Below are 19902 nucleotides of genomic sequence, written 5' to 3'. Positions count from 1 at the left end.
CCTGTCACAGTTTTCTGTTTCCACGGGTTAGCATGCCTTAACTGCAATTCCTAATGGGCATTAAATGTATAAAAAGGTATAATCTTATGGATATTTCTCGAAATTTATATCCATGTGGTATTAAAAACAAGCTATGCACAATGCGATTTTAGTCATAAATAGACAATTTTAAATATCCTTTAGGTCTTTACTACATATGGCTGAAAATAAAAAGACTAGAAGTAGAGGAGAGCGTTTAAAGGAGAATGAAGTAAAAATCGGGATTATCAGGTATATTATCAGTGAAGATGACAAAGTATCTGGACCGGATATAACAAAATATCTACTAGAAAAATATAATATAGTAGATGAGAACAACATCAGGAATCATTTAAACGATTTAAAAAACCAATGTTGTATAGAAAAAATCCGACGTAAACCAGGATTGGAGAACAAATGGAAAATTGAAAAAATGGAAAGCTTACGAAGTATCTGGGAACATTTTCCTGAAATACAATTGAACACATACGACAAGTCTATAAATATAATCCTTGAAGAGCGAGACTGTAAAGAGTACATTTTTGGACCTGTACATTGTAAAGCGTTTCGTATTCAGTTGTGTCTTTGTGATTCTTTATTTAATATGTGCTTGGAAAAAGGCATCAAAACAGTACTTGACACGGCTTATAAGATGTTTCAGTATGGTGAAGGTTATGAAGAGTATGATCATATCCTAAATGACATTAGAACCTTCTACAATACTTATATAGAACATATTTCAGTTAGCCCTACAATTTGGTTAGACGTTTATAAAGAGAACATAGACAATATTTCAGAAGTAGAGGTTTGTTCAAATTCCATAATAGTTCTTCCAAATGTTAAAATAAATGAAAAAACTTTTCGAGAAATATTTGAAACTACAGATTTATGGGGAGTAGACATTGGTAATTGGGAACTAAAGTTTGTGGAAGAATATGCCATAAAAATGGCTGATTTGATGAACCAAAAAATGCTGCATAAAATTAATAGAGGGGTTTATAAACGGAATTATGACCTGAAGGTATTATCCACTTATATTTTGGAGAAGTTCTTAGCAGATATTCCTGATGATATGTCAAATATTGAGAATTATATTCTTCTTAAAGAGCTGTCTGTTAAAATCTCTTATGAAATATTCCAGACAATGTTTAAAGAAATTCCCGGAGAATTCCTTGCTATACCAGACAATATCTGTAAAGTATTGATTGAAGTATTGGTAAAGGTATTTCGAACAGTAATACAAGAGATGCAAGGTTTCCCAGAAAAAGTGCAAGCTTCTCCAGAAGAAATAAGAAAGATATACCAAGAATACCAAGAAGGATTGCAAGAATACCAAGAAGATACTCAGAGATCAGAAGAAGAATTTCAAGAGTACCAAGAACGATATCAAGAATACCTGGAAGGATTAATGTCGGAATACGAAATAGAGCTGTGGGAACACCGAAAAAAAATAGAAGAATTAATAATGGGTATGAATTCAATATTAGGTGAAATATTAGCTCACCAATATACGGTAAGATTTTCAATCTATCAAGTAATGTTCGAGCACTATTTCCATAGAGATATTGAAAGTGGAATTGATTCAGAAGATGAAAGAAAATATGTAATTATTATGAGAAGGTTGCAAGCTGGGCTAAAAAAGAATCTAGTACCAAGCGAGAGAGACATTCTTGCTTTAGACAGATTCTGTGAGAACTATATGGAAAAACGTAAGGAAAAATCGGAGAGCCCAGAAATTTATACTGTATAATATTTTATTTGGGAGAGTTATCTCCCACCCTTAAGCATCATTTCCTTTAATTTAGAAATTTCCTCCAACTCTTGTTCTAAGTCTTTAAGCTTTTGATCTAAATTATTTCTCATTTCTATAATTTCGTTCACATCTGCAAACTGCATATACCCATCTTTTATTGATCCGGCTTGCTTCAGCCTCTCCATTTCTGCCCGGAGTTCAATAAGTTCGTTCCTTTCTACTGTTGCGTTTGCCGCCGCCCTAGCGTAAGTCTCTGATTCCTTTTTCAATATTATGAAATCTGGGTGCTGCTCAGGATCAAGAGCTTTTTCAATCGTGATATAGGGAATATATTTTTTGTAAATTTCCTTTAATTTCCCCTTATCTGCCCTAAAGTATGCAGCCTTTGTATCATCTAGGGTATGTCCCATAAAAAATTCAACGTGAAAAGAATCAGCTCCTGCGTTGAGTAATGCGCTGTTAAAGTATTTTCTCATATTATGGGATCGAATTAAATTCCAGTATCCTGCAGGTGTGTTTTTCTGTGCCTTCTCAGAGATATTGCGGTAAACCTTCGAAAAAGAGTATTGATTAAGGTTTCGTAGCTCATCATCATGGCTTTTTAAATAACTAGGGTCAATAGACCTTTTTATAAAAAGGTAGTCATTATCCGAAAATACCCTTTGCTTCTCAAGCTGGTCTAACCTGCGTTTTTCGTTAGTTTTCGCTGTCCTTGCTCTATATGTGAGGTAATCCTGAACAGCTTTTGAAGCTTCTGGGCTTAAAAATGTTATAAAATCGAAGCCTACTTTACCCCTACGTAAATCTAAAGTTGTTATCCCTGTTTCAGGATCGTATCCTTTCTTAAAATCAGCTACTTTTAAATTGCATATCTCATGCGCACTCAATCCACTGGAAACCCCAACAAGTAGGATAGCTTTTTCCAGCGGACCACATACTTTTAAAGTTTCTTGAAGGTCTTCTTTTGAGGGTATTTCCTTATGTCTTTTAAGGGTTTGTGCTTTGTTTCCTGACCTTGTGAGATTAGGAAGCGTAATATCAAATGCTGTATAAAAACTCCTTACCCCTGTAATATATCCTTTAATTGTCTGCGGTGCATTTCCTTTATCTTGTAAATACTTCCTGAAGCCTATGAGATATTTTTTTATGCTCCTGTGCCGCATGAGAAGCCCGTCTTTAGTCTCCTGTTCAGCTTCAAGTAATAGGGCTTCTGGCTCTTTACCTGTCCATTCTGTGAACCATTGAAAGCCTAACAGGTAATTGCACTCGGTGTTAGGTCTTGAATTAATTGTGGTTAACCATTCGATTATGGTTGCGTCTTCTTTTAATTCACGCACTTTCAAGCTTGATCATCCTGAAGTGTTTATACTTCTCTTTTATTAAAAACTTACTTTATAATGCAAAACACTTCATGATATTATCCCGTCGGTGTTCTTAGGGGCGCCGGATGGGGATACTGCGCTCACGGTCCTGCCGGGACACAGGCTTCTGATTGAAGGGGCAGGAGCTGAGGCGGTCCGGCTTTCAGCACTCGGAAGTGCAGGCTCGGTAATTGCTGCTATGATTTTCGTGCTGCCATTCTCACTTTTCTTCAAGGCTGTCTATCCCTATATTGAAGCGCATATGGCAGTGATTCTTATATTAATCGTGTTTCTTATGCTTGCAACAGAGAAGGGCGAGGATTCAAAGGAAAAAGGTCCGCTTGCAAAGTATAAATACAAAGCCTTTGCACTCATACTTTTTTTGATAACAGGCGTGCTTGGGCTCTTTGCTTTTGCCAGGGAATCTTTTATGGTGCCAATTGTTAATTTTGGGGAGCCTTCCATACTCCTTCCCCTCCTCAGCGGGCTCTTCGGATCATCCCAGTTAATCATAAGCCTTCTAACAAGCTCGAATATTCCCGAGGAGTCCGTTTCGGCACTCAAGCTTTCCAGAAAAAGGATTCTCCGGGGAATCCTGACAGGCAGCGCAGCAGGCTCACTTGTGGCATGGCTGCCTGGTCTATCCTCGGCAATTGCAGCACTTATCACAGGGCTAATTGCTAAAGTCGATTTTGACAGGATTCCACTCCGGAAAAAAGTTCCCGAACCCGGAAAGCTCAAATCCTCTCTCTATTCTGACCCCTACGCCGGCAATCCCGAAACGCTTGAGAGTTCGAAGGAATTCATAATTTCAAATTCCGGAGTAAATACCTCAAACGCAATTTTCGGGCTGGTGGCTTTTGTGGTAATAGGAAGGACCCGGAGCGGAGCAATGGTTGCTGTGGAAGACATCCTGGGAACAAATACGCTTGATTTATCCGCTTTGATGCTCTTTTTTGCCGCTATGGTGTTAACAGCGCTGTTTTCCTACTTTTCCACAGTCTGGATTGGGAACAATGCCCATCTCATCCTAAAAAAACTCGATTACAGTAAACTCTGTGCAGGAGTCCTCATCGGGCTTGCAGTAATGGTCTATCTCTTCACCGGGCTTTTCGGGTTTTTCATTTTTGTAATTTCGACTCCCATAGGTATGCTTGCCTCTTTTATGAATGTCAGGAAATCCCATGCAATGGGAGTTATTCTACTGCCTGTTATCCTGTACTTTTTATAAAAAATTTCTCAAAATATTCTTCGATTTCTTCAATTTGATGTCTCAATCGACCGCGTGTAAAAATATAAAACTTAAAATGTGTTGGGCTGGAATTGTACAGAAAGAAAAAAAGCCTGATATAAAGAGGAGAACAACAAATAAAACGACAGGTATATCAAAAAGGTTAAAACCAGGCTATAAAGCCAAAAGAGTCAAACCGGTCATGAAGTCAAAATATTAAGCCTGGAAATACAGAAAAAATATGCAAAAGCGTAAATCAGGGCTGGTTTGAACCTGAACTGAATGTCGAATTGTAGAATAATACCTCATAACATAATGGAAACAATGATCAAGAAGGGGTTTGCAGGAGTATGAAAACACAACTTGAACAGCGTTTAACTGAGCTCAGGGCAGAATACGAATCAGGGCAGAAAATCCTTAAAGACATAGAATTAAAGCTTGCAGAACTCGAAGACCGGAAAAAGAGCCTGAGTGAAACTCTCCTCCGGATTAGTGGGGCAATTGACCTGCTCGAAGAAGTGCTTGAAGGAAGAGAGGGAACTCAAGGGCTGGAAGATAGGGCAGGAACTGTAACAGGAAGTGTGGAAGTTCCAAACGTTATGAAACAGCCCCTTGAAAAAGCCCTGAAAACCCTGGAAGAAGCCGGGCTAAGAGCAGGAGAGATCATCGAGAAAAAAGGAATTCTTCCCATAGGGGTTAAGGCCGGAGATATTCTCCGACAGGAACCGGAGCCGGGGACGGACTACCCGGTCGGATCGGCTGTAAAGCTCACAGTCGCAGCAAAAGGCAAGTATTTGCCACCTGAGAAAAACTCATTATGCCGCGCTTTTTCCGACCACAGCTGAACAGAGGCAGGAGGGTTTAAAACGGAGGCTTATTCTTTTAGAACAAACACTTCCCTGAACGAACTTCGGGACTACTGCAGGGCAGCGATTTCAGCCTTTACTGCGCTTGAGCAATCCGGGAGCCAGGCCTCCCTGAGGCTCTGCCTGGGAAAATTTCTTGTCGAATGCCAGGATGTTTCAAAGGCTTTATGGCGTAATAACGATAGAAAACTCGGAAAATCCTTCAGATCCGCATTTTCGATTTCAGGCAATTCCCCTCTTTCTCCAGCAGCTTTTTCCGGGCTGAAAGCTGTGATTAAAGGAATAGAAAAAGAGAAAACTACAGGAGTAGAAAAATCCCCCAGAGGTAAAAGAGAGAAGGATGTACAGGAAGAAAGTACCGATCAGGAGAAAATGGCAGCCTTTTCATATGATAAGGGAACAGGATTGCTTACATTTCACGGGGAAAACTATGAAATCCTGTCTCTGTTTCTGGCTGTAAGAAATCTCTATGCCTCCCTGCCTTTCTTCGAGGAACTTCAGGTTTGCTCTGAGCGGCTTGAGATAAATCCTCAGGACGCCACAGCCCTTTTTCAGAAAGCTGTGCTGATGTATAAAGCCAGGCGGTTTGAGACTGCCCTGCAGCTTACTGCGCAGGTCCTGATTATTGCTCCTGACGATCACCGGGTCTGGTATAACAGGGGCGTTATCCTTTCGGAGATGGGCAGGCTTGAAGAAGCGATTGAAGCCTATGACAGGACAATTGAACTTGAGCCGGCTTTTGAAGTTGCCTGGGACAATAAAGGGGTTGCTCTTGCCAGGCTTGGCAGGTTTGAAGAATCCCTCGATACCTATGAAAATATTCTTCTGAAGTATCCGGGATATGCTGAAGCCTGGGCAGGAAAAGGCTCCGTACTTTCGTCTCTGGGCAGGGAAGAAGAAGCCTTTGAGGCTTACAGTTCCGCCCTTCGAATAAGGCCCGATTACCTTGAAGCCCTTGCATCGGCCGGAAGCCTGCTTTCCAGGCTCGGCAGGTTCGAAGAAGCCCTGATTAATTACGACAAGGCACTCCAGTTTGCCCCGACCGAACCCCGCCTCTGGGCAGCCAGGGGTTTTGCCCTTTCCGAAGGGGGTAAACAAGAAGAAGCCCTGCAAAGTTGTAACCGGGCTCTCGAATTGAAGCCGGGATTCGTTCCTGCGCTTGAAACCAAGGTAAAAATCCTTTCGGAGATCCGCAGGCAGAAAGCCAGAGCTTCTCAGTAACCTCTTTTTTATCTTTTTTTCTGATCTTTTTGACGCTTCACCTTTTTTATTTCTTTCTCTTAGTCCCTGTACTTCATACTGTTCCGTTACTCCTACTTTCCTACCCTGATGCTTTGAGCTTAAAACAGACTATGTTTTAATTAAAGAATAGTTTTTATATTCGGTAAAATTCCAATCAGAAAAGGTATATTTCATTGAAAACAAAAATGCAGAATACCAGTTTTAGCTCTGGTTCCATGCGTGAAATGTAAAAATGACCAGGTGTGGCAAAGTCCCGGAAGGGGTCCGGAATGAGCTTTCACTGGAAAAGCGAGGATTCCGATATGACAGATAAAGATGCGAGTGCGAAAATGGATAAAATGAAGCAAAAAGAGTCGGAAGCGGCAGGAAAAACCGGAGAACCAGAGGATCCCAGACAGCTCCTTACGAAGGCTAGCGAGACTGACAATTACGAAGACAAACTCAGACTATATGATAAAGCCTTAACGCTGGACCCTTTATATCTTGATGCGTGGATCCAGAAAGGTTTCGCCCTGGACAGGATGGGAAAATCAAAAGAGGCTCTTGTCTGTTATGATAGGGCTCAGGAAATCGATCCTGAAAACCCAGGTATCAGGTGCCTCAAGGGTTTTGCCTTCAATAACTTAAAGGAGTTTGAAAAATCGATCGAATCTTACGACGAAGTCCTGAAAGTAAAGCCTGATGATGTATTTTCACTGTATCAGAAAGGCCTGGCTCTCGAAAGCCTTGGCAGATACGGGGAAGCCATGAAGTGTTATGATAGAGCGCTCGAAATCGATCCTACTGATGTTCTTATAAGAGAGAAGCAAACAAGGCTTCTTGAACTGATCTATAGGAAAGGAACCTTAACGGATTCTCCGGACAGTGGCTTTAACTGAATTTAATTAACCGGTCTTAGGAATTTTAAGAGCCTGAGATGGGTTTCAAATCAGAGATAAGTCGTAAGCAGATACCAAAATAGTTTAAGGGATCACAGGAAGAAATAGAATATTGTTAAAAGAATTGCAGGGATTCTAAAAGAAGAATAGAATAGAATAGATAAGAAATAATTCCAGAAATCGTACAGAGAAGAATATTATTGAAAAGAAAAAGCAATATTACTAAAAAGGATTGAAATATTTCCAAGAAGGAAGTGGGGCCGGTTACCGGCCTTTACTTTTTGTCCGTTTCTTCTTCCCTGATCTCTTCGACGATTTCCATAAGCTGTTCCTTGATTTTTACTATAGCGTCCACAGCTTCGCCGCCTACCTCAATAGGAGCCCGTTTTTCAAGATCTGCCTGCATTAACCTGGGGTCAAAGGGAATCTCTCCAAGCACCCGGATACCCAGCTCTTCAAGCTTATCGTTAACTTTTCCCGAGCCTCCTTTATTGATTACGGCAGCAAGGTGTTTTATCCCTATCTCGGAAGAGAGCTTTTTTATTCTTTCAGCCGTTTCAAGCGATCTTGCCCCTGGCTCGACTACCACGATCATAAGGTCCATTCCTCTTGTAGTGCCCCTTCCGAGATGTTCGATCCCGGCTTCCATATCGAGGATTACTGCACTCTTTTCCTTGTACATAAGGTGCCTGAGAAGAGCTCTCAGAAAAGCTGAGGCAGGGCACATACACCCGCTTCCTCCGCGATCCACGGTGCCCATGACAAGCATTCTTACTCCGTCGGGCCCCATAACTCCGTATTTGCTTGCAATATCATCGACTTTCGGGTTATAGATGAAAGCACCGCCTTCGGCACCTGCCCTTTCCTGAATCAGGTCTTTGAAATCTGTCAGGGGCTTTGGGGGATTTTCTACCCCAAGCGAAGAAGCCAGATTCATATCCGGGTCCGCATCTATTGCCAGTACCTCGTATCCGTCCCTTGCAAGCAGTCTTGCCAGCGTGCCTGATAAAGTTGTTTTTCCAACGCCGCCTTTTCCGGTAATTGCTATTTTTATGAGGATTCCCCCTGAGCATTAAGTCAGATCAACTACAGTTATTTTTAAGCAAGGATATGAGCATCAAACTGTTTATACTTACTCATTTCTTCCCGGCTCATCACTTTATTCCTTATATAATATTATTTAAAGTCTTTTCGTTTGATATGAATTAAGGAATTAATTTACCTGACTATGCATTAAAAATACATTTGCCTGTCTATCGAATACAAATTTGACTTACCGGATTATAAAATCGAATCCCTGGTCCGTAGCGACCTGTTTAAGGTACCTCTCAATATGATTTCCTTCCCGCTTTGAGAATCCAGCCTCCCGGGCAAACCTGTCAAGTACCTTTTGAACTCCTGTCCCGTACTGGATTGCTTTCTTTTCCTTCCAGAGAAGTTCCGGCGGAAGCATACCTTCTGCGGCTTTTCTCAGGATATACTTCCTTATATAGAGATTGTCCCTTTTAAGGACTTTAAGTTCGGGGTGGATTGCAAGCCCTGTCCTTATTACTTCCCTATCCAGAAAAGGTACCCTTAGCTCCACGGAGTTTGCCATGGTAACCATATCATCTCTTTCAAGGTTAATGGTAGAAATTTTTCTAAGATCTGAGTAAATTTCACTGTCCAGCACTTCAGGCCCTTCTTCAAGAAAGCTCTCGTGCCTGCTATAACCTCCAAAGAGTTCGTCTGCACCCTGCCCCGTAAGAAGGACCCGCTTCCCTTCTTCTTTTGCAGCTTTCGCAACAAAATACAGGGGGAGCCCGATTGAAATTTTCATAGGGTCAATTGATTCCGTCGAATAGATCACATCCGGGATTGCAGCTTCGATCTCTCCGGGAGAAAGAAAGCGGATTTTGAGGGAAGCCGTCAGGCCAATAGCTTCAGCCGCACGTTCAGCCTGGGCAAGATCATGGGAATTCGGAAGCCCGACAGCATAAAGTGGAATCGAAGGATCAATGTTTTTTGCAAGGGCTGCTAAAAAGACACTGTCTATACCTCCGGAAAACGCAATTCCTGCTGTTTTTGTAAGCCTTATCTCCACGGCTCTCTCAAGGGCTGCCTTCAGGAGGGATACTGCTTCACGCTCCTGCGTGAGTCTCTTTTGCGGAAGCTTAATTTCAAGGGATTTTTCCTTAACAGCTCCGCTCCTGATATTGAAACTCTTTATGCTGCCAGGCGGGAAAGGTTTTATATCATCCTTCTGGCTTGAGAAGGCTTTTTTTTCGGATGCAAAGATAATTTCCGGTTTCTTAGTGTTCCTTTTCACAAAATAAAAAAGAGGTTTGACTCCTACCGGGTCTCTGGCAAGTACAAGCTCGCCATCCAGAATATAAGCCAGAGCGTAGTCTCCGTTTACCCTGGAAAGTGCTGAAAAGACTGCATTTATCGGCGAATCTCCTTCCTTAATTCTCGTTTCTATCAGTGTAAAAAGCACTTCGGTATCGGACTCGGTTTTGATACCCTTCTCGGCTGCAAGTTCCCTGAAATTAAAGATCTCTCCATTGAGTACCAGAGCCCCTTTTCCAGCAAGGGGCTGGGGCATATCGCCTGTGATCTTAAGCAGGGTATTTCCTATACTCAAGCCTTCTGCCAGATAGGTTCCGCAAACATCAGGCCCCCTGTGTCCAAGGGCTGCAAGCATTCTTTTTACTTCGTTATTCGTGTCAGGAGTTCCGACTGCTCCTGCTATTCCGCACATGTTTACTCCTTTTTCGTTCTGTTCGGTGTATACACGCGCTCTATCCCTATTTATCGTTTTTTATCATTTTGAACAGGTATTTTTTCTGTATTTTATAAAATTTCCAATTTTGCATACTATTATACAATAAAATGAAGTGAAACATAGAATCTTTAGAATATATAACAAGATTTATTAAACATAGTAAGATTTTGAATATAAAGGAGATAGTATGTCATCAAAAGTAAACTTAGATGCTCTTATTCCAAAGGAAGATTTTGAAATTCAAGAAAACACTAATTGTCTTTTAAATAAAGATTCGATGCTTTCAATAAGACAATTAGATGAAGGCTCATTTTTACTACCATGGCTAAGAAAACCTGATTTTCAAAGAGAAACAAATGAATGGGACTCTGAAAAAATATGTGATTTTATCCAAAGTTTTCTTGATGGAGAATTAATTCCAGCAATTATCTTATGGAGAAGCGCAGGAGGTATCACTTTTGTTATAGATGGAGCCCATAGAATTAGCGCTCTAATTTCATGGGTATATGACGACTATGGCGATGGAGCTATTTCCCAAATATTTTACGAAGGTGTTATACCAGAGAAGCAAGTTGAAATTGCAGAGCAAACTAGAAGCTATATTAATAATAAAATAGGATCATATCAAGATTATAAAAATGCATTGAAAAACTATAATAACCTAGATTCAAAATTTAAAGAAAGAGTTAGGTCACTAGGCGTTTCTGCTATTCAATTACAATGGGTTGAGGGTAATGCTGATAAAGCAGAATCATCTTTTTTTAGAATTAACCAGCAAGCTTCTCCGATAAATTCAACAGAACTATTTTTTCTGACGAGAATCAAGTAAAAATACAAGCTATTGCAAAAGAGATTAACGGTCTTCTATTTACTCCAAACCTAAGCTATCCTATTAAAACACTCGATTTACCAATCGCCGGGAAAGTAAACGCAACAAATAGCCTAAATTTAGTGTTTACTTTTGTTAATATCGTTAATGGCATAAGTGTTAAAACTGAAAATAAAAATAGAAGTTCTTCTAACGTAATTGCGACAGATGAAAAAAATAATAACTTAAAAGATGATACTGATGGAACGATAACTGTAGAATTCTTAAAAAAGTGTAGAAAAATTGCTAAAATAATCAGTAGCACAGACACTTCTTCTTTAGGCTTGCACCCTTCTGTTTACTTTTACTCCCAGTATAACGGATATCATAAAATTTCCTCCTTCTTTGCAATAACTGCTCTTATTTTAGAGTTCGAAAAGAATAAACAGTTATATAAAGACTTTATAAACGTTCGCGAAAAATTTGAGGCTTTTCTGTTAACACATGATTACTTCAGTTCGCAAATAGTTCGCAAGTATAGAGATGCTCTAAATAGCTACGAGCATTTAAAGAGTTATTATTTGCTAGTTATTAGAAAAATATTAGAAGGAAAAACAGAAAACGAAATTATAGATGAAATTATAAAAGATTCAGAGTTTAAGTATTTAAAGAAAGAGATTGAAAAGGAAACAGAATCTGAAGAAATTGATTTTGCTAATAGTAAAAAATCTGCTATATTTATTAAAGAAGCTCTTAATAGTTGTCTCAAGTGTAAAATTTGTAACGGATACATCCACAGGAATTCGATCTCAATAGATCATAATATACGAAAACGGGATGGAGGGATGGGCTCAATAGAAAACGGACAGTTAACTCATCCTTACTGTAATTCAACAATAAAAAATTAATTTAAATTTTAATTTTTCCAATTTATATAATGTTTAAACATCAAATTGCATGTAGCCGCCCTATCCTTAAAAATAGGTTTCTACAGGCTACACGCTTGTCTTTTTTTGAAACTCGTGAATTGCCTTCCTTTGAATAAGTTTCCCTATATACGCTATTGAGACTTTATCTTTGGTTTCAAATTCTTTATTAGAGCTTTTATCCTTCTGATGATCTAATTAAGAGAATACTTTGAAGAAAACGGACAGAGGAATGAAAATATAGATTTAAAAAGGGAATTCCGTTTTTAATTTTGTTTCTTAACTTCAGATCCTTGCCTTTATCCCTGCCTCATCCGGAGATTCTTCTCTTAAGACTTCGATTGCATAGACCGGATCTCCTTTCAGGGCGGCAAAAGGGTTCATTGCGCTTTTCTCGTCCCCTATCCAGATTGAGTTTGCGCAGTAAAGACAGCAGCAGCGGGTCAGGTACAGGTTGTTTTCAGGCCTGTAGGCGCTGCAGCAGTTACTTCCTCGCAGAACTCCGTGTTTACAGAGGACAAGCTGCCTTGTAAGGTGCAACTCCTATTCAAGGCTGTCATGGTTGTAGTTCTGGCTGTTCAGCTCATTGAAATCCAGAATTTCACCCCATTTTATAATTATGTTTTATATACTTTTAAAACTTTCTGGTTTTGTACTTTCTTTTTATAATATTAAAGTTTTATAATACGCGGGATAAGTGTATCAGGATAGCGAGGGCTAGAGCAGGGAAATTTGAAAGTCCAATCTGCAGTCGGCTGTGAGAAAGCGAGAGCAGTTCTTAAGGAAACTTTTTATCCGTGTTTAAGGAAACTTTTTATCCGTGTTCTGCAATATACGCAACGTTTTTAAGCATCTTATAATTATTATGGTGCAAACTGACAATTATTTGCTTTTAAATCGCATTAGATCCCGCGCTCGGGACCCCTGAAAACAGGGATATTCGGTTAATTTCATAATTTAGAATTGAGGCTTATAAAGATGCAGTACCAGGCAACAGTTAGAATTGAACAGAAAGCAGGTATGCTCGATCCTGAAGGCACTACCGCAAAAAGAGCTCTAGGACAACTCGGCTACCAGGTAAGCAGCGTAAAAACTGCAAAGCTGTACGAAATCGTGCTCGAAGCCGAATCTGCTGAAGTTGCAGAGCAGAAAGTTGACGAGATGTGCCAGAAACTTATCGCAAACCCAATCGTTCACAATTATACAATCGAGCTCAAGCAACTCAATTGAGCTGCTACGGAGAAACGTTTGAGGTTTCAGAAAAGCTAAAGCTTTGAAAATTGAGGGAAAAAAATGAAAATTGCCATACTTCAGTTCGGAGGCACGAACTGCGACCTGGATGTCCTGCATATCCTTAAAGACGTCGTGGGTATTGACGCCGAGACTGTCTGGTACAAACAGGAAAACCTTACAGGTTTTGACGGAGTCGTAGTCCCGGGCGGTTTCTCCTATGGGGACTATCTCAGGGCAGGGGCAATTGCAGCCCGCACTCCGATAATGAACTCAGTAAAAAAACTTGCAGCCGAAGGCAAACCTGTCCTGGGGATCTGCAACGGCTTCCAGATTCTTACCGAAGCCCGCGTGCTTGAGGGAGCCCTGACAACTAACGAATACCCAAAATTCCGGTGTCACTGGACCAACCTCAGGGTAGAGACCGTTGATACGCCTTTTACCTCGAAGTTCAGGAAAGGCGAGATTATCAGGATGCCCATTGCCCATATGGAAGGGCAGTTCTATGCCGAGGAAAAAACCCTGGCAGAACTTGACGAGAACGAGCAGGTTGTCTTCCGGTATGTGGATGAAAATGGAAAAGTAACGGATGCAGCTAACCCTAACGGGTCTCTTGAAAATATAGCAGGAATAGTGAACCCTTCTAGAAATATCTTCGGTCTCATGCCCCATCCGGAAAGAGCCTCCGAATCAATCCTCGGCTCAGATCACGGTCTGCGGGTTTTCGAGTCCATGGCGGACTATATCACTGAGAATTTCTGATTAGTCCATTTTTATTCTTTAATCCATTTTATTTTTAATTCATTTTATTCTTTAATTGATTTTATTCTTTAATCCATTTTATTTTTAATTCATTTTATTCTCTAATCTGTTTTCCGTTTCTGTTAATTTTGTGCTTTTTTCTCTAATTCTATTACTCAGACATTTTATAATTTTGAAATTCTAAGTTCTTTCACTTTCCTAAATGATCTCACTTGATGGATTTTTATTTTAATAATCATATCCTTCCGGTCTTTCAATCTAGTCTTTCAATCTAGTCTTGCAACCTAATCTTGCAACCTAATCTGCAATCTCACCTGATAATTTGTTCTTGACAATTTTATATTATAACTTTTATCTATCTCGGTTTTCTTCCTATTACTTTTTCATTTTCTTGAAAATTTCCGCCGGGCTTAAAGTCCTGAATTTGTTACACTGTACGGAATTTCCGACTACGGGCGCATCTATTGAATATACTGGTAAATATAAGTTCAGGCTTATTTTTCAGAATATATATTTCAAAATCTTTTTATTATCTCAGATTATTATTCTTACGAATTATTATAAAAACGGATTTGACTTTCTATCTATATAATTTAAAATTGAGGGGAGTATCAGCTCATGAAAGGGAAATCAATTCAGAGTATTTGCATAACTCTTATTCTTGTGCTTGGGGCAGTAACTACTCAGGCAGGCGCTGCGACTTTTACGGTGGGCAGTAATGGGGAAGGAAATAATAGCTCCATTCAGGAGGCAGTCAACAACGCACAGAACGGAGATATTATCTTTGTAAGCCCTGGCATATACAGGGAAAATATAAACGTGAATAAGGAACTTTCAATTATCGCAAGCACCGAGCTCTCGGGCGACCAGATAAACCGTACCTATGTGATAGGTGCAATTCCGACAAACGATGTTTTCAGCATCACGTCAAATAACGTGAGAATAAGCGGCTTCCATATTTTAGGAGGACCTTCGGGGATGGATACATACGGGGAGGTCGGGCTTTATCTTGAAGGTGTGCAGAATTGCTCAATAAGTAATAATACCCTGATGTTGAATGATATTGGCATCGACCTCAATAACTCTCAGCGTAATGTCCTTGACAATAATTTAATAGGCTTTGGAACCAGCGGAATCTTCCTGACCGATTCTAACGAGAATCTTCTGTCAAATAACCTTGTAACAACAAACAGCCAGGGAATCTGGGTGATCAATTCTACTAACAATACCCTGCTGAATAACACTGCAGACTCAAACGAAGTAGGGTTTTACCTGGGTATGTCAAGAATGAATATGCTTGAATCTAACCTCATTTCGAAAAACGATAACGGAGTTGTTCTTGCTGATATGGCTGAATCGAATATCCTTGCCAATAACAGCATGTATATGAATGGGCTTGGGGTATACCTTAACGCATCGTCCGGTAACAGGCTTTATCAGAACAGTTTCTTCAACTTCTTTAATGCTGAGGATGAAGGAATGAATATCTGGAACAGCAGTTCGGCAGGGAATTTCTGGAATGACTACAACGGAACAGATGCTGACGGAAACGGCATAGGGGATACGCCTTATGTTGTCAACCAGACAAGCGGAAGCATAGACTACATGCCTATCGTGGAGAATGCTCCCTCAGACGAAACCCCGGAAAATCTGAATGGTAATAACACCGGAACATCTGTGTAACGAGAAATTGCCAGCAGATCTGATAAATCTCAAGTGAAAAGACTTTTTCTATTCCAAAGTTCTTTTCATTTTTTATATATTTTCTCCTTTTTCCATTTTCCGGTTTTTCTCATTTCAGTTCGCTCTTTCTCAGTTCTTCCCGGATATTTTGTACAGTCTGCCAGGATTGCCTGACTATCCCTGGAAATTCACCTGAGTGTTCTTTTCCCCATTTCAGCAGAAATTCTTTTGTTTTCGGATCTGAGGGGTAACCGCTGCCGAAGTCCACACCCCATTCCTGCTTGAGTTCCTCTATAAGCTCGTCCCTGCGCACCTTTGCAATAATTGAAGCTGCAGAGACCACGGGATAAACTGCGTCTGCCTGATGCATGGATATTATTTCGATCTCTTTTGCATGCGCAGGGCTGGTTTTTTCATACTGTCTGCGGATGTTGTGCGCAAAACGTTCGGCTTTGACATCCGCAGCATCGGCATACAAAAGGTCAGGTTTCAACTTTTCGAGCACTTTCGAAAAACAGACTACCATAATCTCGTTCATACTCATGATCTTCCGGAGTTCGTCAATCTGGGAAGGGCCGACCTCAAGAATATAAAAGCTGTCCGCATGTTTCTTAATCTGGGCTGCAAGCTGTTCCCGCTTTTTCGGGGTCAGCTTCTTGGAATCCGCAACCCCGAGCACCTTAAGAATATGGGCTCTGGATTCCTCAATTTTTACGCCTCCTATACACATGGGCCCTATTACGGGACCTTTTCCGGCTTCATCAATTCCTGCGATCATCATTTTCCGGCTGCCTCCTGGTTTAAGGGAAGAGAACTTTTTTACTATTTATAAAGGTTATTTTTAAGGATAGTTCCCCTCTTACGTTATTAGTTTTTTCCCTGCTATTTTTCTCTTTTTCGGGCTGTAGTTCCCGCCGGTCATGGCCTCCCACATTGCTTCGGCTTCCTCCCCAGGTTTATAGGGTAGGCCTGCAGTATTTTCATGCTGCTCTTGCTGAAAAAAATCTATGTGGTATCTCGTGGCGTTTTTCGTCTTTTGGCTAATCTAAATTTTCTTTCCGCTGTTTGGATACATTGTATTCTATATAGTCAATGTCTCTCAAATTTAAGATAGTTAATTAAAAGATTCACTTTTTTAATATTATTTAATATTCTTCTGGATTTGAATGTTTTAAAAAATGAAATAGGTGCCCAGATGAAGAAAACTAATCTATTTTTGTAAATCATTAAGTTAAAGTAAAAGTTAAAACGGTTATTAAATATACCTGAATAGAAAATCCTCAAACAGTAAGATCAGGGTTAAATTGAATTCTCACTGGAAATATGGACTGAGCATAATTTTCAAGGCTACAAAATGATTGAAAACAACTTAAACTGGATAACTAACTTCATCTGGGGAATTGCAGATGATGTGCTGCGAGACCTCTATGTTCGTGGCAAGTATCGTGATGTAATCCTACCGATGACTGTCCTGAGACGTTTGGATGCGGTGCTTGAACCTACAAAACAAGCTGTTCTCGATATGAAAGTAGCTCTCGACAGGGCAGACATAAAAAACCAGGATCAACCATTACGCCAGGCTGCAGGGCAGGCTTTCTATAACACATCACAATTCACCCTGAATGATCTGCGTTCCCGAGCAAGCCAGCAGCAGCTAAAAGCCGACTTCGAAGCTTATCTTGATGGTTTTTCTCCTAACGTACAGGATATTCTTGATAATTTTGAATTCCGAAATCAGATTCCACGCCTTTCTAAAGCTGATGCACTCGGTAAAGTAATCGAAAAATTCCTTGACCCTTCTCTAAACCTTAGCCCGAATCCGGTTATAAACGGCGATGGTTCGATAAAGCTCCCTGGTCTTGATAACCACGGTATGGGTACGGTTTTTGAAGAGCTTATAAGGCGCTTCAACGAAGAAAATAATGAAGAGGCTGGCGAGCACTGGACTCCACGCGATGCTGTAAAGCTCATGGCACGGCTTATCTTCCTTCCCGTAGCCGACCGGATCGAATCAGGCACATACCTGCTCTATGACGGTGCGTGCGGAACCGGCGGCATGCTGACCGTGGCTGAGGAAGAACTGAAGCAGCTTGCAGAGGAGAATGAAAAGCAGGTTGCAACTCACCTTTACGGCCAGGAGATCAACGCTGAGACCTATGCAATTGCCAAAGCCGATTTTCTTCTTAAGGGCGAGGGCGACGCAGCAGACAACCTTGTTGGGGGACCTGAATATTCGACCCTCGCTAACGACGCTTTTCCAGCACATGAGTTCGATTTTATGCTTTCAAACCCGCCTTATGGTAAGAGCTGGAAGAGCGATCTTGAGAGGATGGGTGGAAAAGATGGCATTAAAGACCCGCGTTTTGTTACAGAGCATAAAGGCGACCCGGAATACTCATTGCTGACACGTTCCAGCGATGGGCAGATGCTATTTCTGGTCAACATGCTTTCGAAAATGAAGCATGATACCAAACTCGGAAGCCGGATTGCCGAAGTTCACAATGGTTCTTCGCTCTTTACTGGCGATGCAGGTCAGGGTGAGAGCAATATCCGCAGGCGGATCATTGAAAACGACTGGCTGGAAGCTATTGTTGCCCTGCCTCTGAATATGTTTTACAACACCGGCATTGCGACCTACATCTGGGTGCTCACAAACCGCAAGCCAGAACACCGACAGGGCAAGGTTCAGCTTATCGATGCAACACAATGGTACAGACCTCTGCGCAAGAATTTGGGTAAGAAAAATTGTGAGCTGTCCGATGAGGATATCCGGAAAATCTGTGAAACCTTCCTTGTTTTTGAGGAATCCGAGCAGTCAAAAATCTTCCCTAACGCTGCTTTTGGATACTGGAAAGTGACAGTGGAAAGGCCATTACGCCTTGTTGTTGACCTCACGCCGGATGCGACCGCCAATTTCAGAAAAGCCTGTATGGAGGCCAAAGAAGAGCAGCTTGCCACACTTATCGATACGGCTCCAGTTGATCTCGGTCCAGGTCCGCATAATGATTTCAATACTTTCCTTTCTTCTTTCGAGGCTCTTGCGAGCAGAGCCGGAGTCAAACTCACCGCCAAACGGCTCAAACTCCTCCAGAACAGCCTTGCCCGGAAAGACGAGTCAGCTGTACCTGTTATCAAAAAGGTTTATAAACCGGGAAAAGCTGAAGCCGATCCTCTGCACGGCCGGTTTGAAACCACTATGGACGGCAAACTCTGCGTGGTAGAATATGAGCCTGATACTGAGCTTCGCGATACTGAGCAGGTGCCTCTTCTGGAGAAAGGAGGCATAGAGGCTTTTATCCAGCGCGAAGTGCTTCCCTACGCTGGAGACGCCTGGATCGACGAGAGCAGCATCAAAACCGGATACGAGATAAGTTTCACCCGCTACTTTTACAAACCGCAGCCGCTGCGCTCGCTTGAGGAAATCCGAGCAGACATTCTGGCACTGGAAAAAGAGACTGATGGGCTACTGGATGAGATCATAGGGAGGGGTGAATAATGATCAATTGCAGGGAAAGACCCAGGGGATTCTCTGTGCGCCTCTTTCTTCCGGGCGGCGATCCGGACGGCGTCAAGACTGTGGAGAAGTCAAACTGGACAGGCAGAGGGCTGGTAATTCCGAGATCATTGTTTGCCGAGACCCGGTCCCGCCCTGAACTGGGATGCACAGGTGTATATATTTTGATTGGCCCCGATGAAAAGTCTCAGCTTCCCCGCGTCTATGTCGGCGAAGGCGACCCGATCGGCCCGAGGCTTGACCAGCATGCGAAAAACAAAGACTTTTGGACACAGGCGATTGGCTTCACAAGTAAGGATCAGAACCTGAATAAAGCACACATCCAGTTTCTTGAGTACAAGCTTATTGATTTTGCAAAGGCTGCAAAGAGATGTGTGCTCGACAATGCTAACACGCCACAGCCTCCGTCTCTGTCAGAAGCGGATATTGCCGAAGCTGAAGGCTTTCTTGCAGATGTCCTGCTCTGCCTGCCAGTATTGGGATATGGGTTTTTTGAAGCAGCACCCGCGCCCACGCAGAGAACTCTCGAATTCGTGTTGAATGCTAAAGGTATAAAGAGCAAAGGTTACGAGGCAACCACGGGTTTTGTCGTGCGGGCAGGTTCACAGGCAGTTAAGAGCGAGACTAAGTCAATTCACGCATATCTGAGTGAGATGCGTCGCTCACTGGTTGAACAGGGCGTTTTTATTGACCGCAGCCAGTACTATGAAGTGATACAGGACTATACTTTTAATACCCCCTCAACAGCAGCAGGTGTAATTCTCGGAAGGGCGGCAAACGGCCGTACGGAGTGGAAAACTGCTGACGGACATACACTAAGATCCATTCAGGAAGCTGAGGTGGACAAATGATTCACGACCTCAAGC

Annotated in this window: 18 protein-coding genes; 12 read left to right on the top strand and 6 right to left on the bottom strand. The window is 41.6% G+C overall.

Features of this window, described 5'->3' with window-relative positions; all coding sequences use genetic code 11:
- Positions 1–196 precede the first annotated feature (196 nt).
- A complete protein-coding gene (locus EQO05_RS00170; protein ID WP_128502615.1) occupies positions 197–1768 on the top strand; it encodes a hypothetical protein in 1572 nt (523 codons plus the stop codon).
- A gap of 17 nt (positions 1769–1785) precedes the next feature.
- On the opposite strand, the gene EQO05_RS00165 is transcribed toward EQO05_RS00170, so the two are convergent.
- Positions 1786–3108 (bottom strand): tyrosine-type recombinase/integrase, encoded by a 1323-nt coding sequence (locus EQO05_RS00165; RefSeq protein WP_128502613.1) that lies wholly within the window; start codon positions 3106–3108, stop codon positions 1786–1788.
- 79 nt (positions 3109–3187) lie between these two features.
- Here EQO05_RS00165 and EQO05_RS00160 point away from each other — a divergent pair, with 79 nt between their 5' ends.
- Both EQO05_RS00160 and EQO05_RS00155 read left to right on the top strand, forming a co-directional pair.
- Positions 3188–4363 (top strand): tripartite tricarboxylate transporter permease, encoded by a 1176-nt coding sequence (locus EQO05_RS00160; protein WP_255420815.1) that lies wholly within the window; start codon positions 3188–3190, stop codon positions 4361–4363.
- Between the two features lie 350 nt (positions 4364–4713).
- Complete coding sequence (locus EQO05_RS00155) at positions 4714–5208, top strand: PASTA domain-containing protein (RefSeq protein ID WP_128502611.1); 495 nt, start codon at positions 4714–4716, stop codon at positions 5206–5208.
- Positions 5209–5279: 71 nt separating this feature from the next.
- Here the strand turns inward: EQO05_RS00155 and EQO05_RS15850 are convergent, their stop codons facing one another.
- Positions 5280–5459: a hypothetical protein gene (locus tag EQO05_RS15850; RefSeq protein ID WP_240664227.1), complete on the bottom strand. Its 180-nt coding sequence runs from the start codon at positions 5457–5459 to the stop codon at positions 5280–5282.
- Between the two features lie 40 nt (positions 5460–5499).
- Here EQO05_RS15850 and EQO05_RS00150 point away from each other — a divergent pair, with 40 nt between their 5' ends.
- Both EQO05_RS00150 and EQO05_RS00145 read left to right on the top strand, forming a co-directional pair.
- A complete protein-coding gene (locus EQO05_RS00150; RefSeq protein WP_240664226.1) occupies positions 5500–6450 on the top strand; it encodes a tetratricopeptide repeat protein in 951 nt (316 codons plus the stop codon).
- A gap of 290 nt (positions 6451–6740) precedes the next feature.
- Positions 6741–7349 carry a tetratricopeptide repeat protein gene (locus EQO05_RS00145; RefSeq protein ID WP_240664225.1) on the top strand — a complete coding sequence of 203 codons (609 nt, stop codon included), beginning with the start codon at positions 6741–6743 and terminating at the stop codon, positions 7347–7349.
- Between the two features lie 274 nt (positions 7350–7623).
- On the opposite strand, the gene EQO05_RS00140 is transcribed toward EQO05_RS00145, so the two are convergent.
- Together EQO05_RS00140 and EQO05_RS00135 are read right to left on the bottom strand one after the other, a co-directional pair.
- Positions 7624–8409: an AAA family ATPase gene (locus tag EQO05_RS00140; protein ID WP_128502607.1), complete on the bottom strand. Its 786-nt coding sequence runs from the start codon at positions 8407–8409 to the stop codon at positions 7624–7626.
- A 213-nt stretch (positions 8410–8622) separates the two neighbouring features.
- Positions 8623–10089, bottom strand: coding sequence for an asparagine synthetase B (locus EQO05_RS00135; RefSeq protein WP_128502605.1), 1467 nt, complete (start codon positions 10087–10089; stop codon positions 8623–8625).
- Between the two features lie 211 nt (positions 10090–10300).
- On the opposite strand from EQO05_RS00135, the gene EQO05_RS15715 reads away from it, so the two are divergent.
- A complete protein-coding gene (locus EQO05_RS15715) occupies positions 10301–10942 on the top strand; it encodes a DUF262 domain-containing protein (RefSeq protein ID WP_205793641.1) in 642 nt (213 codons plus the stop codon).
- A 122-nt stretch (positions 10943–11064) separates the two neighbouring features.
- On the top strand, positions 11065–11829 hold the full coding sequence (locus tag EQO05_RS15710; protein WP_205793640.1) for an HNH endonuclease: 765 nt from the start codon (positions 11065–11067) through the stop codon (positions 11827–11829).
- A 303-nt stretch (positions 11830–12132) separates the two neighbouring features.
- Here the strand turns inward: EQO05_RS15710 and EQO05_RS00125 are convergent, their stop codons facing one another.
- A complete protein-coding gene (locus EQO05_RS00125) occupies positions 12133–12387 on the bottom strand; it encodes a hypothetical protein (RefSeq protein ID WP_128502603.1) in 255 nt (84 codons plus the stop codon).
- A gap of 438 nt (positions 12388–12825) precedes the next feature.
- Between EQO05_RS00125 and purS the strand changes: the two genes are divergently transcribed.
- From purS to EQO05_RS00110, 3 genes are all read left to right on the top strand, one after another.
- A complete protein-coding gene (gene purS / locus EQO05_RS00120) occupies positions 12826–13077 on the top strand; it encodes a phosphoribosylformylglycinamidine synthase subunit PurS (protein ID WP_128502600.1) in 252 nt (83 codons plus the stop codon).
- Positions 13078–13140: 63 nt separating this feature from the next.
- Positions 13141–13839: a phosphoribosylformylglycinamidine synthase subunit PurQ gene (gene purQ / locus EQO05_RS00115; RefSeq protein WP_128502599.1), complete on the top strand. Its 699-nt coding sequence runs from the start codon at positions 13141–13143 to the stop codon at positions 13837–13839.
- A 618-nt stretch (positions 13840–14457) separates the two neighbouring features.
- The gene (locus EQO05_RS00110) at positions 14458–15522 is read left to right on the top strand and encodes a nitrous oxide reductase family maturation protein NosD (RefSeq protein ID WP_128502597.1); all 1065 of its coding nucleotides are present in this window, start codon (positions 14458–14460) and stop codon (positions 15520–15522) included.
- Between the two features lie 109 nt (positions 15523–15631).
- Here EQO05_RS00110 and rnhB read toward each other — a convergent pair whose 3' ends face one another.
- Positions 15632–16303: a ribonuclease HII gene (rnhB, locus tag EQO05_RS00105; RefSeq protein ID WP_128502595.1), complete on the bottom strand. Its 672-nt coding sequence runs from the start codon at positions 16301–16303 to the stop codon at positions 15632–15634.
- A gap of 573 nt (positions 16304–16876) precedes the next feature.
- Here rnhB and EQO05_RS00100 point away from each other — a divergent pair.
- Both EQO05_RS00100 and EQO05_RS00095 read left to right on the top strand, forming a co-directional pair.
- Positions 16877–19018 carry a class I SAM-dependent DNA methyltransferase gene (locus EQO05_RS00100; RefSeq protein ID WP_128502592.1) on the top strand — a complete coding sequence of 714 codons (2142 nt, stop codon included), beginning with the start codon at positions 16877–16879 and terminating at the stop codon, positions 19016–19018.
- A complete protein-coding gene (locus EQO05_RS00095; protein ID WP_128502590.1) occupies positions 19018–19887 on the top strand; it encodes a GIY-YIG nuclease family protein in 870 nt (289 codons plus the stop codon). The genes EQO05_RS00100 and EQO05_RS00095 overlap by 1 nt, the downstream gene beginning before the upstream one ends.
- Positions 19888–19902: the final 15 nt, after the last annotated feature.

Source organism: Methanosarcina sp. MSH10X1, assembly GCF_004099695.1.
Classification (GTDB): Archaea; Halobacteriota; Methanosarcinia; order Methanosarcinales; family Methanosarcinaceae; genus Methanosarcina.
Note: the sequence above shows the minus strand (reverse complement) of the source record. Positions and strands in the feature narration are given on the sequence as shown.

Excerpts from the sequence above, each read along its gene's own strand:
- EQO05_RS00170 (WP_128502615.1), top strand. The coding sequence starts at position 197 with ATGGCTGAAAATAAAAAGACTAGAAGTAGAGGAGAGCGTTTAAAGGAG.
- EQO05_RS00155 (WP_128502611.1), top strand. The coding sequence starts at position 4,714 with ATGAAAACACAACTTGAACAGCGTTTAACTGAGCTCAGGGCAGAATAC.
- EQO05_RS00145 (WP_240664225.1), top strand. The coding sequence starts at position 6,741 with ATGAGCTTTCACTGGAAAAGCGAGGATTCCGATATGACAGATAAAGAT.
- EQO05_RS00135 (WP_128502605.1), bottom strand. The coding sequence starts at position 10,089 with ATGTGCGGAATAGCAGGAGCAGTCGGAACTCCTGACACGAATAACGAA.
- EQO05_RS15715 (WP_205793641.1), top strand. The coding sequence starts at position 10,301 with ATGTCATCAAAAGTAAACTTAGATGCTCTTATTCCAAAGGAAGATTTT.
- purS (WP_128502600.1), top strand. The coding sequence starts at position 12,826 with ATGCAGTACCAGGCAACAGTTAGAATTGAACAGAAAGCAGGTATGCTC.
- purQ (WP_128502599.1), top strand. The coding sequence starts at position 13,141 with ATGAAAATTGCCATACTTCAGTTCGGAGGCACGAACTGCGACCTGGAT.
- EQO05_RS00110 (WP_128502597.1), top strand. The coding sequence starts at position 14,458 with ATGAAAGGGAAATCAATTCAGAGTATTTGCATAACTCTTATTCTTGTG.
- rnhB (WP_128502595.1), bottom strand. The coding sequence starts at position 16,303 with ATGATGATCGCAGGAATTGATGAAGCCGGAAAAGGTCCCGTAATAGGG.
- EQO05_RS00100 (WP_128502592.1), top strand. The coding sequence starts at position 16,877 with ATGATTGAAAACAACTTAAACTGGATAACTAACTTCATCTGGGGAATT.
- EQO05_RS00095 (WP_128502590.1), top strand. The coding sequence starts at position 19,018 with ATGATCAATTGCAGGGAAAGACCCAGGGGATTCTCTGTGCGCCTCTTT.